This is a genomic window from Rossellomorea sp. LJF3, from assembly GCF_037046045.1.
In the GTDB taxonomy this organism is placed as follows: Bacteria; Bacillota; Bacilli; order Bacillales; family Bacillaceae_B; genus Rossellomorea.
Window position 1 is genome coordinate 98,902 of the sequence record NZ_JBANLY010000011.1, and the last position, 12,458, is coordinate 111,359.

The window sequence follows — 12,458 nt, forward strand, 5'->3', positions numbered from 1 at the left end:
GTAGATATATTTGTCAATAAATTCTGAAATTTGACAGCGGTAATTTTTCAGGCACCTTATTCCTTGACTCCAACTAGTTGACCCCCTAAACTATAAAAGAGAATAATTAGTTTAGGGGGTCAACTAGTTGGATAAGCGGTTAATTGAAGCAGTCGAGCTATTCGAGGATGTGATGGTATTCGGAACAGACCGGGTGCTGAAGAATGTAAAGGCTGATGTGTGGCAGGAATATTCTCCTGAACAGATTCAGGTGCTGAAGCTAGTCAATAAGAACGGGCCGCTTGCAGGCGGTGTAATCGCCGAGCTCCAGGGGGTTCATAAAAGTGCGATTTCGAACCGTTTGAAGAGGCTTGAAGAGAAGGGCCTCATCGAAATCGTGAAGGCGGAAGGAGATCAGCGAAGCAAGCTTGTATGCCTCACAGATGATGGGAAGAGGGTCGTAACCGAGTCCGATCAAGCGGTATATGCCTATATTGAAGATTTATTCGCCGATCATGTGAAGGACGAGGAGCTGGATCAATTTCTGACGATGTTCAGGAAAATCAGATCGATTTTGAAATTGGAGGGTGAAAAAGGATGAAATCCATCATCAAATTCAAGTGGCCGGTTACGATCGGTCTTCTTATTGTCACGGTATTATTGTTTGTGATTTCGCCCAACCTCACAAAGCAGGCAGAAGATGCCGGGACGTTCCAGCTCCCTGAAGATGCCGCGTCAAAGAAAGCGATGGAAATGCTGAATGACGCCGGGGCAGGGGAAGAAACGATATCCCTTGTGTATTCACTGGACGAAAAATTGACGGATTCCGCAAAGAAAGGCATTGCGTCAAATGTAGATGAACTGAAAGAGCTTGGAGACCCGGTCAGTTCGGTCCTCGATCCGCTTGAAAGCGAGGAACTGGAAGCCCAGCTCGTCTCAAAAGACAAAAAGACCGTCCTTGTTCCGATCACCGTTGACGGAACACAGGAGGAAGTGGTGGAGCTTGCTGATTCCATTAAATCAGACATCCTGAAAGGCGAGTCATCCGTTTACCTGACGGGGGAAGCCATCATCAATAATGATGTCAACCTTAGCGCACAGGAAGGATTGAAACGAACGGAGATCATTACGGTCGTGCTGATCTTTGCCCTGTTATTAGCCGTTTTCCGTTCGATTGTTACCCCATTGATTCCGTTAGTGGCTGTTGGGATCACCTATTTGCTCAGTCAATCGATCGTTGCATTTTTCATTGATTGGTTTGGATTTCCCGTATCGAACTACACGCAGATTTTCCTTGTGGCCATCCTGTTTGGGATCGGGACGGATTATTGCATCCTGTTATTGAGCCGGTTCAAGGAAGAACTCGGAGCGGGTCAGCCCATCAATGAGGCGATCATCGTAACGTATAAGACCGCGGGACGTACGCTTTACATAAGCGGTCTCGCCGTGTTCATCGGATTCTTCGCCATCGGGTTTGCCGATTTCCCGATCTTTAAATCAGCCGTTGCCGTTGCAGTCGGGATCGCGGTTCTGTTACTGGTATTGAGCACGGTCATGCCGTTCTTTATGGCCACCTTGAAGGAAAAACTGTTCTGGCCATCGAAGAAATCCGTTTCCCACAATGACAGTAAGTTATGGGCGTGGATGGGCAAGCTTTCCGTCAATCGTCCACTGTTGTCCATGGCAGTGGTGGCGGTCATCACGGTTCCACTTTTATTCACATACGACGATGCCCTGTCCTTCAACACGGTGGATGAAATCGGGGACAGCTATGATTCGGTCAAAGGTCTACAGGCAATTGAAGATGGATTCGGTCAAGGGGACTCCCTGCCGGTCCAGGTTCTGCTTTCAAGCGATGAGAAGCTTGTGACCGAGGATACCGTCCCATATGTAGAAAAGCTGAGCCGTGAGCTTCTGAAAGTCGACGGGGTGAAGAGTGTACGTTCCATCACACGTCCTGCCGGGGATGCGATTGAAGAATTCAATGCGGACTATCAGCTTGGAAAGATTGCTGAAGGTGTGAACGGAGCGGCTGATGGTCTCGATCAGGCTGTGAAAGGACTCAGCCAGCAGGCAGCGATGGCCGGGCAGGGTCAGGCACCTCAACAGGGAGCGCCAAATCCACTGGATGGATTGAACCAGATCACAGGTGGATTGAACCAGGCCGGAGATCAGCTTCAGGGGATGAGTGACAGCAAGACCATCCGCGATACTGGGTTATACTTACCACCGGGTACATTGGAAAATAAAGAATTTGCCCAAGTGATTGACCGCTATTCATTTGGGGAAGAAAAAGGGATGAAGCTTGAAGTCATCCTGTCCGATAATCCATATTCACCCGAAGCCATCGACACCGTGGAACGGATCAATGAAACGACGGAACGGGTGATCAAGGATACGCCGCTTGAAGATGCCAAAGTCGCCATCGGAGGGGTCTCAAGCATCAACCGTGACCTTAGCGATATTTCAACGAGTGACTTCACCCAGACGGTGACGATCATGCTCATCAGTTTGTTTGTGGTCCTGGCAATCCTGTTCCGTTCCTTCATCATGCCGCTCTACATGATCGGATCCCTGCTTCTGACGTACTTCACGTCCGTGGCCGTGGCCGAATGGATCTTCGTGGAGGGAATGGGGTATGACGGCATCAGCTGGGCCGTTCCGTTCTTCGGATTCGTCATGCTCGTGGCACTTGGGGTCGACTATTCGATCTTCCTCATGGATCGTTTCCGTGAACAGTCGGCAGGAGGAATGACGGTGACCGACGCCATCAAAGCATCGATGGCGAAGATGGGAACCGTCATCATCACGGCAGCCATCATCCTCGCAGGAACCTTCGGGGCCATGGTGCCGTCCGGGGTACTCAGTCTCGTGCAGATTGCGACAATCGTCATAACCGGACTGCTTCTGTATGGACTGATCGTCCTGCCACTATTGATTCCTGCCATGACCGTTTCATTCGGCAATGGGGTGTGGTGGCCGTTCCAACCTAAGAAGGAAAAGTAGATTGAAAGCAGCCCGTTCTACTATAGAGCGGGCTGACTTTTGAGTTGCAGACTACTTCAGACAAAACCAGCGGAAATAATCTGAATGTTGGTACGATTATTGGTAAAAATTATTTTTCTGAAAAACTAATCAGAATCTCTACTGAAGTGGTCGGGTTTCTCTTTGACATATAAGGGTTCAGAGGGGTGAGGGTACTTTCAAACCTGTATCACCAAGCGTTCATGACACTATTTTCACTTTTGTTTTTTCGTAAAATAGTTTATAATAATCAGATAATACTAGATATTTTACCCTATGAATCATTATAATAGAAGATGGTATGGTTTTTTTTAGACACATGAAGGTGCTGGATTGAAAGCGCCTGCAAATATAGTGGATGAGGAAGGTTATAATGAGCAGCTTACAGAAGAAAACAGATGTTATCTTAATTGGTGCTGGTGTCATGAGTGCGACTTTAGGGGTGATCCTGAAAGAGTTGGCGCCGGAATGGGAAATCACAGTGTTTGAAAAGCTCGCGAAGCCTGGGGAAGAAAGCTCGAACGAATGGAATAATGCCGGAACCGGACATTCTGCACTATGCGAGCTCAACTATACATCCGAAAAGCCTGATGGATCTATAGACATTACGAAAGCAATCAAAGTCAATGAACAGTTCCAACTTTCAAGACAATTCTGGTCTTATCTCGTCAACCGCAATCTGATTGGTCAACCACAGGACTTCATCATGCCGATCCCGCATATGAGCATGGTTCAAGGTGAAGAAAATGTGGCGTTTCTGAAAAAACGTTTGGAAGCGCTGTCAGCAAGTCCGTTGTTTGAAGGCATGGAATTCTCCGATAATCCGGAGAAATTGAAGGAATGGATTCCGCTGATCATGGATGGCCGTGAATCGGATGAACCGATCGCAGCGACGAAGATCGATTCAGGGACGGACGTCAATTTCGGGGCATTGACCCGCAAAATGTTCGACCATTTGAATGATAAAGGCGTCGAGATCAACTACAACCACAGTGTGGAAGATATCAAGCGCAAATCCGACGGGTCATGGGAAGTGAAGGTCCATGATATCGACGGCATCAAAATGGAATATCACACGGCGAAGTTCGTCTTCATCGGCGGCGGTGGCGGAAGTCTTCCGTTACTTCAGAAAACAGGTATCCCTGAGTCGAAGCAGATCGGTGGATTCCCTGTATCAGGTCTCTTCATGGTGTGCAATAACCCTGAAGTGATCGAAAAACATCATGGGAAAGTGTACGGAAAAGCCAAGGTAGGAGCTCCTCCGATGTCGGTTCCGCATCTAGACACCCGTTACATCGATAACAAGAAGTCCCTTCTGTTCGGACCATTTGCCGGGTTCTCCCCGAAGTTCCTGAAGACGGGCTCGAATATGGACTTGATCACATCGGTCAAGCCGAATAACCTTTTCACCATGCTTGCTGCAGGCGTCAAGGAAATGGGATTGACCAAATACTTGATCCAGCAGGTGCTCCTGTCCAATGAAAAACGCATGGAAGAATTACGCGAATTCATCCCGAACGCCAAGAGCGAAGACTGGGATATCGTCGTAGCCGGCCAGCGTGTGCAGGTCATCAAGGACACCGAAGCAGGCAAAGGAACCCTTCAGTTCGGTACAGAAGTGGTCAGCTCCTCTGATGGTTCAATCGCAGCCCTGCTTGGTGCGTCTCCGGGTGCCTCCACAGCCGTTCACGTCATGCTGGAAGTATTGGACAAATGCTTCCCGCAGCACATGAAAGAGTGGGAACCGAAGATCAAGGAAATGATCCCTTCCTATGGAGTGGCATTGGGTGAAAATCCTGAGCTCTTCAGGGAGATTCATACGTCAACTGCGAAGGCGTTGGGTTTGAGGGATAAAGAGGTAGCGTATAGTTAAGTGGATCAATGGAAATGCCCTGTGGAGGTTCGCAGGGTATTTTTTTATCGAAATAATGTTTTAAGGAGAAATGCATCATGATCGTAATTGGAGTTCTAGCACTCATCACCCTTTTCTCCATCGAACTACAGGTGAGGAGAATGAATAAATCAAATGAACGGGTTGTAGAGTTGTTGGAGGAAATGAAGGAAAAGAACATGTAGAAAAGGAAAAGGGGTGCAATCTTGAAATCGAATCTAATCATCGTCGAAGGAATACCAGGGTCAGGCAAGTCGACCACGGCCAACTTTATTAAAGAGCACTTGGAGGAAGAAGGGGTCAAGGTCAAGCTCTTTCAAGAAGGAGACATCAGCCACCCTGCCGATTATGAATCGACCGCCTGTTTAGATGAGGGAAAGTTCAATGCCATTCTTGAAAAATATCCTGAACATCGGGAGAGTATCAAAGAGTATGCCGAGAAGAAAGGCGATCACTATTTTATTTCGCACCGTCATTTTCTTGATACGGACCCTTCTCTTGTTGAATACCTGTCTTCTTATGATGTCTACGGATTGGATTTGGATACGTTCGAAGACGTCTCCTATAACTATTGGAAGGAATTCGTGGAACAAACGGCATTTGGCGATGACGTGTACATATTTGAATGCTGTTTCCTGCAAAATCCGTTTACCAAATTCATCGCCATGCATAATGCGGAACCAGAGAGGCTTGAGAACCATCTAAAGAAAATCAGCTCGTTGATTGCACCATTGAATCCTCTGCTGATTTATTTTTATCAGGAAAACCTGGATCAATCCTTCCGTCATGTATATGAAGAGCGCAGTCAGGAGTGGCGTGAGTTCTTCACGGATTATCATGTGAATCAAGGGTATGGGAAAGAAAATGGGTTGAAGGGATATCAAGGGCTTGTGGAGTTTCTGGAGATGCGCAGGGATTTGGAGTTGCGGATTCTTGAGGGGTTGTCGGTTAGGCATATGCTTATTGAGAATGGAGACCGTGACTGGAAAAGGTATTATGAGAGAATCAGAGAAGCGATATCTATCTTGATTTGATGATAAAGATGGAGGGATCGATCGGTGAATAGGGAACAAATGCTGCATTTTGTGAACAAAACGATGCCAACTAATCAAATTCATAGTGTAGAAACCAATTCAAGCGGTTGGGACAATGACATCCTTATTATAAACAAAGAGTCCGTATTCAGATTTCCAAAGACAAGAGAAATAGCTGCAAAAGTACTAGAGGAAGCCAATTTACTGAAACAATTGGCAGCAAAGAAACCTTTGCTTGAGATCCCCATATATGAGCTCATTCACATGAATGGAAAGTTGGTAGGTGTGAAATATCCTTACATAGAGGGTGTGCCACTTGAAGAATCTATACCCCCAACGCAACAGAGTTTAGTCTTACTCGGTGATTTTCTGACTAAGCTGCATAACTTAAGAAAATCAGATTTGCCGAATCTAAAGGTCAATCACACGAAAGAATATTGGAATGAATTATATATGAAGGTCCAGACCATGGTTTTTCCTCATCTAGGAACCGCGCAGAGAACAGCAGTTCAAGGTTTCTTTGAGGAGTTCCTCAATGATTACGGAGGAGATTCGGTAAACTGTGCCGTTATCCATGGTGATCTAACGACTGCAAATATGTTATTTGAACCTGAAACGGGATTGTTGAGTGGAATCATTGATTTTACGGACGCTCAATGGGGAGAGGCTTCATTTGATTTTGCGGGATTGTATTGGGCTTACGGACCGGACGTTACGAAAGAAGTCTTGTCTTACTATCACGCTGAAAATAAAGAATCTATTTTCAAAAGAGTAGAAGACTTTTATGGATTGCAGCCGATTTTTCACGAACTGATTTATGCAGTAAAAGAAAATCATCATGTAGATTGGAATAAGGCTCTGGACAGGTTCTTGTATTTGCTTTCATTAAGGGGGAAGAAGTAATGTTATTTCAAAATGAATCTCTCCGAGTCCGGGAGATGGAGAGTAAGGATGCTCAACTGTTGGCAAAATGGCTGTCAGATCCAAGGGTGCTAGAGTTTTATGAAGGCAGGGATCAATCCTTTGATTTGAATAAAGTTAAGAAGGTTTTCTTTGATGATGAAGAAGATGAAATAAAGTGCATAGTGGAATTCGGAGAGGCAGAAGTAGGATATATTCAATTTTATGAAGTAGATGATGAGACGAAAAAAGAATATGGATATGGGGATGAAACGATATTTGGGACCGATCAGTTTGTAGGGGAACCGGAGTATTGGAATACAGGGATTGGAACAAAGCTTGTAACAGGTATGGTTGACTTTTTAACCAGAGAAAAGAAAGCAGACTTAATTGTCATGGATCCTCAATCAAGGAATAAGCGGGCGATCAAGTGTTACGAGAAGTGTGGGTTTAAAAAAATGAAAATTCTCCCTGCACGTGAGCTTCATGAAGGGGTATATCAGGATTGTTGGTTGATGGAATATCGTGCATAGGAAACAACAGAAAAATGAGTGAAACCAACAGAACAGGAGACGGCTCAAACAGATGCCGTCTTCATTTGTGTTTTTGCCATTAATTTGAAATAATTACAATATAAGGACCTCACAAAAGGGGGGATACGAGTGAATGATTTGGAAAGCAGGCTAAGTAAAATGAACCTGGAAATTCTGAGTATGGAGGAAATCGGCGGCGCCCATGCGGGAAACATTTATAAAGTCGAAGCTCTAAGTGAAAATGTGAATACGAGAGAGCACTACATATACAAGGAATTTGCTGAGGGACGGGATCAGGAAGTAGAGATTCATAAAAATATAGAAGAAATAATGACATCTTTTAGTAGAGTCGTGAATGTATGGGAGACTTCCCCAAAAGCGATGCTGATGTGGGATTTGGGGTATCCAGTTAAATCCGGGTTTGAAGCATTGCCTATAGCTGAAAAGAAAATTTTGATCAGTGATATTTTAAAAGTATTGGCTTCTCTTCATGGTATGGATACCGCTCAGGACAAGCTTCCTGTCCACCAGTTAAACACTAAATGGAAGGATTGGTGCTTAGATCAGCTGGGCAAGTTAAGCTCAAGAAAATCGTGGAGCAGTCCAGAATGGGAGATAACAATCCAGGAAGTGTATGAGCGACTGGATATCCCTCATTATCAAACGAAATGTCCATCCGTCATAACCCACGGGGACCCCCATTTGGAAAATGTCTTTTATAAGGATAATGAGATCTGGCTGATCGATTGGGAATGGGCAGCCATAGGGTCTCCATTAAGGGACGTGACGATCTTTATGCAGGATATATATGACGATGATCTGATTTCCTATGTCCCTGAATACTACCTGCAATGTATGAGGGACCGGGGGATCCCTCTAGATAATGACGATTTTAGGAGTGATCTGAGCTATCTCTACATAGACCATTTGACGATGATGCTTGCCTGGGAAGTGGAGAAGTATTTTCAGGGACATCTGACCGAAAAGAGGATTCGCGGAATCATAGAGTGGAAGATTGGGGAGATTGAACGGGTAAGAAAAGAGTTAGAGAAGAAGGGGTTGAATGAATGGATATGAATAAAAAGCCAAAAGTAATGGTGCTCGGAACATTCCATATGCGCTACACACCCGATCTGCAGAGGGTGGAGCTCGAGGATGTTTTGATGAATGATAGACAAGAGGAAATCAAGCAAGTCGTCAACAGTTTGAAAGAGTTCAAGCCTACTAAAATAGCATTGGAAGTCGAGAAGGAGAAGGATGAATCTCTTAATGAGGAGTATCAAAAGTATTTGAACGATCATTTGTCGTTAGAGGTAGATGAGATTCATCAGTTTGGATTCAGGACCGCAGCCGAATTGGGACATGAGCGACTATATGCCATCGACTGGATGGAGAGTGTCGGCAACATGGGATTGGGACAGGTCATGGAGTGGGCAAAGGAAGAGCAGCCGGAAATGTATGAGTACATTAATGAAACATACCGTCCGAAGCTTCACTTAAACATCGATCCCCCCGATATTTATGAAATGGTCAAGAAAAGCAATTCAGAATCGAGGATCAAGCTCGACCACGAAATGTATATGGCAGTCGCCCGTATCGGCAAGGAGACGAATTATGTTGGGATCGATTGGGTGAGATGGTGGTATCAACGGAATTTAATCATATACTCGAACCTCGCTGAGATTACCTCTTCACCTGATGACCGGACTCTGTTGATCATAGGGGCGGGGCATGTTCACTTAGTGACTCAGTTTTTGGAGGAGAGCGGATTGGTGGGAGTGGTTTCTCCTAATGGTTATATGCGCTAGTTGAAAATAAAAAAGAGGTGAAACGGATGAATGATCAAGGCAATAAACACTTCATGCTAGAAAAGGTCAGGGATGGAATCTATGCCGCTATTTCAAAACCAGGTGGCGGGGCAGTTGCCAATGCAGGGTTCGTAAATTTAGGCGATGGAGTAATCGTGTTTGATACGTTTAACACGCAGCAGGCGTCAAAAGCGTTGAGAGATGTAGCCGAAAGAATCACGAATCAGAATGTCACGTGGGTTGTGAATAGCCATTATCACGGAGATCATATCCGCGGCAATCAAACGTTTAAGGACATTTCTATTCTTTCAAGCGAGACCACCTTAGAAAAAATGAAGGAAATCCACCCTTCCAGAATAGAGAAACAGAAAGCAGACATCGACGGACTCACTCAATATATAGAATCTCTTGAAAAGCAGCTTGATGAATCCGGGGAAGCAACCCTTCAAGATCAAGTGAGCTTTTTACATGAAATGAAACGGTCGTTACCTGAACTGGAGTTGACTCTGCCCAATGAAACATTTTTGGAAGAGAAGACTATACAGGGAACAACGAGAAGCGCAAAACTATTTACGTTGGGAGGGGGGCATTCCTTTTGTGATAGCATGCTTTACCTTCCGGAAGAGAAAGTAATATTTATGGGGGACTTGGTATTTGTTCAATGTCATCCGACGTTCTTTGATGAAACCGATCCAAGAAAATGGATGGATATTTTACGAGAATTAAAGCAGCTGGATATTGAAACAGTCATTCCTGGACATGGCGATATTGGGACGAAAGAGGACATTGATACAATGATTCTTTATTTGAAACACCTCTTATCCGTTCAACATAAAGAAAGTGCCGAGATTCCTCCTCTTTATAAAGATTGGTCGTCTCCAGAGGTATACTTTCAAAATATAAAAAGTATGAAAAGCAAAAAGGGGACTTCCGTACATGAATAGAGAAATGTTGATACCGATTAAAAACTTCAAACTATACGCCAAACTAACAGGTAAGAAAAACAATAAACCGACGGTGGTGATGGATGCCGGCTACGGGGATTATTCAAAAGCCTGGGATCCAGTGATTGGGGAGCTGTCAGAAATAACAGAAGTGCTGGTATACGACCGTGCCGGGCTTGGGAAGAGCGGGAAGAGTCCGAACAGGCGGACGAGCCGCGAGATGGTAAAAGAGATGAAGGAACTTCTAAGCATCCTGGACATCAAACCTCCATATCTTTTTGTCGGGCACTCTTTCGGTGGAGTGAATGTGAGTGTATATGCCCATGAATATCCTGAAGAAGTCGCGGGCTTGGTGCTGGTTGACTCAACTCCGGTTGATTATAGGGAACGCTTCCTTCCTACGATGACGAGTGAATTCCAGGAAGCATATCGCAAGCAATTTGTACGAGAAGGAAACTACGAAGAATTTATGGAAAGCCTGGGGCAGTTAAAAGAATATGAAGAGACTTTAAGTATGCCGGTCATAGTACTTTCCGCTGGTAAAAAAGATCATTATTCAGAAGCATCCCAGGAATTGTGGAATATCATGCAGAGGGAAATGGCGCTGATTTCTTCTAAGGGTGAATTTGTGCTTGCCGAGAATAGCGCTCATTATATTCAAAGGGATGAACCGCTGGTGGTTATAAAGGCGGTTGAAAAGCTGATAGAACTTCATTCCGACGAAAAAGTTGGAACCATTCCTACTATGAATACGTAAAGTAAGAAACCCCACGGAGGTGCAACCATGTACGAATACGCATACGTCCAAACCAGTCTGGGCGGATTTTTCACCGAGCCGAAACACAGGGAGATCATCGAGGAGTATGCCGCTGATGGGTGGCGACTGGTCCAGGTGCTTCCACTCAGGTATAACGGAAACGGAAAACCGACGGATTATGAAATCATTTTTGAAAGACCAGTGTCTTAAAAAAGCGGATTTCTCACTTAGAGAGATCCGCTTTTTATTAGGGTGAAATTTTCGAATTGATGGATTTGATCGCTTGATTTAGTTCCCTCAGATCGACCTCTCCTGATTGGGTATCTTTCAGATGGTACTTTTGTTTTAGGTTGATGATTCTTTTTACGCTTTCATCGATGCGCTCCTCTGAGATTTCTCCATTTTTAACGGCTGTTTTCAGTGCTTCCATAGCTGCTACGGCTTTAGGAGCATCGTGGGCGATGAGGATCAGGTCGCTGCCGGCTTTGACGGATAGCACCGCAGCTTCTCCCATTCCGTAATTGTCCGCCACGGCTTTCATGGTCATATCATCGGTGATGACGACACCCTTGTAGTTCAGTTTCTTTCGTAAAAGGTCCGTCACGATGGCCTCCGATAGTGATGAAGGATAGGTGTCATCGAGTTCGGGAAGCAGGATATGTGCGACCATGATGAGATCGGCTCCGTCATCGATGGCACGCTTGAATGGAATCAACTCCAGGGACTCGAGTTCTTGCAGGCTTTTGTTGACTACGGGAAGCTCCAGATGTGAATCGACGGATGTGTCTCCGTGGCCAGGGAAGTGTTTGATCGATGACAGGATATTTTGGGATTGAATCCCTTTCATCGTCTGGATCCCCAGTTCGCTGACGATATCAGGGTCCGGGCTGAAGGAGCGGTCGCCGATGATCGGATTATCCGGATTGCTGTTCACGTCAAGGACAGGTGCGAAGTCCAGATTGAAGCCGAACTCTTTCAGTCCTTTACCGAGAATGGTGCCGATCTCATAGGAAACGTCGGGCTCGTTCGCGTTCCCGATTTTTTGATTGGTAGGGAAGTGCACGAGTCCTCCGGGGAGTCGCGTTACATTCCCACCTTCCTCATCGACGCTCAACAGGAGAGGAAGGGGATTATCGGCGTTTGCTTCTTTTAGTTGATTCAGAAATTGGACGGTTTGCTCCGGTTCCTTCAAATGGTCCGAGAAAAAGATGAATCCGCCGACCTTGTGCTTCTGAATCAGATTCTTCGTCGGCTCATCCATTTGAGTTCCATTAACGCCGGCTACGAGCATCTGACCGATTTTTTCATCAAGGGTCATGTCTGAGATCAGGGAGCCGGCGTCACCCTCTCGATTTTTGCCCCCGATCGGATTGATGGCGAAATAGGATAGAATGAATACAAGAATCATGACGATTAAAAGGGAATAACCAATCTTATTTTTCGACATATCGTTTGTTCCTTTCAATGTTGGATACTTGGTATCATTCTGTTCGTATCTGGTGTGCCGTAAACGGGAAAATAGAAAAAGACCCGGTGAGATCGGGTCTTTTGAACGATTGGAAGGACATATTCGTGTTTTTTGGAAGAT

13 protein-coding genes are annotated in these 12,458 nt (G+C 45.3%); 12 read left to right on the forward strand and 1 reads right to left on the reverse strand.

Annotation, left to right across the window (positions count from 1 at the left end):
• The first annotated feature begins 127 nt into the window (after nucleotides 1–127).
• The 12 genes from V8G47_RS12255 to V8G47_RS12310 all read left to right on the forward strand — a co-directional run bounded on the left by V8G47_RS12255 (nucleotide 128) and on the right by V8G47_RS12310 (nucleotide 11,080).
• Entirely contained in the window at nucleotides 128–580 is a 453-nt protein-coding gene (locus tag V8G47_RS12255) for a MarR family winged helix-turn-helix transcriptional regulator (protein WP_336200367.1), read from the forward strand.
• Nucleotides 577–2,985, forward strand: a complete 2,409-nt coding sequence (locus tag V8G47_RS12260; protein ID WP_336200368.1) for an MMPL family transporter — start codon at nucleotides 577–579, stop codon at nucleotides 2,983–2,985. The genes V8G47_RS12255 and V8G47_RS12260 overlap by 4 nt, the downstream gene beginning before the upstream one ends.
• Nucleotides 2,986–3,376: 391 nt before the next feature.
• Nucleotides 3,377–4,876 carry a malate:quinone oxidoreductase gene (locus V8G47_RS12265; protein ID WP_336200369.1) on the forward strand — a complete coding sequence of 500 codons (1,500 nt, stop codon included), beginning with the start codon at nucleotides 3,377–3,379 and terminating at the stop codon, nucleotides 4,874–4,876.
• A gap of 77 nt (nucleotides 4,877–4,953) precedes the next feature.
• Nucleotides 4,954–5,079, forward strand: a complete 126-nt coding sequence (locus V8G47_RS12270) for a hypothetical protein (RefSeq protein WP_336200370.1) — start codon at nucleotides 4,954–4,956, stop codon at nucleotides 5,077–5,079.
• A gap of 21 nt (nucleotides 5,080–5,100) precedes the next feature.
• A complete protein-coding gene (locus tag V8G47_RS12275; protein ID WP_336200371.1) occupies nucleotides 5,101–5,928 on the forward strand; it encodes a hypothetical protein in 828 nt (275 codons plus the stop codon).
• Nucleotides 5,929–5,979: 51 nt separating this feature from the next.
• Nucleotides 5,980–6,831 (forward strand): aminoglycoside phosphotransferase family protein, encoded by an 852-nt coding sequence (locus V8G47_RS12280; protein WP_336200372.1) that lies wholly within the window; start codon nucleotides 5,980–5,982, stop codon nucleotides 6,829–6,831.
• Entirely contained in the window at nucleotides 6,831–7,361 is a 531-nt protein-coding gene (locus tag V8G47_RS12285; RefSeq protein WP_336200373.1) for a GNAT family N-acetyltransferase, read from the forward strand. Before V8G47_RS12280 ends, V8G47_RS12285 begins: the two co-directional genes overlap by 1 nt.
• Nucleotides 7,362–7,490: 129 nt before the next feature.
• On the forward strand, nucleotides 7,491–8,438 hold the full coding sequence (locus V8G47_RS12290) for a phosphotransferase family protein (protein WP_336200374.1): 948 nt from the start codon (nucleotides 7,491–7,493) through the stop codon (nucleotides 8,436–8,438).
• Nucleotides 8,429–9,169 carry a DUF5694 domain-containing protein gene (locus tag V8G47_RS12295; protein WP_336200375.1) on the forward strand — a complete coding sequence of 247 codons (741 nt, stop codon included), beginning with the start codon at nucleotides 8,429–8,431 and terminating at the stop codon, nucleotides 9,167–9,169. Before V8G47_RS12290 ends, V8G47_RS12295 begins: the two co-directional genes overlap by 10 nt.
• A 26-nt stretch (nucleotides 9,170–9,195) precedes the next feature.
• Complete coding sequence (locus tag V8G47_RS12300) at nucleotides 9,196–10,113, forward strand: MBL fold metallo-hydrolase (RefSeq protein ID WP_336200376.1); 918 nt, start codon at nucleotides 9,196–9,198, stop codon at nucleotides 10,111–10,113.
• Entirely contained in the window at nucleotides 10,106–10,870 is a 765-nt protein-coding gene (locus V8G47_RS12305; RefSeq protein ID WP_336200377.1) for an alpha/beta fold hydrolase, read from the forward strand. The genes V8G47_RS12300 and V8G47_RS12305 overlap by 8 nt, the downstream gene beginning before the upstream one ends.
• 27 nt (nucleotides 10,871–10,897) lie before the next feature.
• A complete protein-coding gene (locus tag V8G47_RS12310) occupies nucleotides 10,898–11,080 on the forward strand; it encodes a DUF4177 domain-containing protein (protein ID WP_336200378.1) in 183 nt (60 codons plus the stop codon).
• A gap of 37 nt (nucleotides 11,081–11,117) precedes the next feature.
• Here the strand turns inward: V8G47_RS12310 and nagZ are convergent, their stop codons facing one another.
• Nucleotides 11,118–12,317, reverse strand: coding sequence for a beta-N-acetylhexosaminidase (gene nagZ / locus V8G47_RS12315; RefSeq protein WP_336200379.1), 1,200 nt, complete (start codon nucleotides 12,315–12,317; stop codon nucleotides 11,118–11,120).
• Nucleotides 12,318–12,458: the final 141 nt, after the last annotated feature.

Coding starts and splice junctions, on each gene's coding strand:
- V8G47_RS12260 (WP_336200368.1), top strand. CDS start 577: ATGAAATCCATCATCAAATTCAAGTGGCCGGTTACGATCGGTCTTCTT.
- V8G47_RS12265 (WP_336200369.1), top strand. CDS start 3,377: ATGAGCAGCTTACAGAAGAAAACAGATGTTATCTTAATTGGTGCTGGT.
- V8G47_RS12270 (WP_336200370.1), top strand. CDS start 4,954: ATGATCGTAATTGGAGTTCTAGCACTCATCACCCTTTTCTCCATCGAA.
- V8G47_RS12285 (WP_336200373.1), top strand. CDS start 6,831: ATGTTATTTCAAAATGAATCTCTCCGAGTCCGGGAGATGGAGAGTAAG.
- V8G47_RS12295 (WP_336200375.1), top strand. CDS start 8,429: ATGGATATGAATAAAAAGCCAAAAGTAATGGTGCTCGGAACATTCCAT.
- V8G47_RS12300 (WP_336200376.1), top strand. CDS start 9,196: ATGAATGATCAAGGCAATAAACACTTCATGCTAGAAAAGGTCAGGGAT.
- V8G47_RS12305 (WP_336200377.1), top strand. CDS start 10,106: ATGAATAGAGAAATGTTGATACCGATTAAAAACTTCAAACTATACGCC.
- V8G47_RS12310 (WP_336200378.1), top strand. CDS start 10,898: ATGTACGAATACGCATACGTCCAAACCAGTCTGGGCGGATTTTTCACC.
- nagZ (WP_336200379.1), bottom strand. CDS start 12,317: ATGTCGAAAAATAAGATTGGTTATTCCCTTTTAATCGTCATGATTCTT.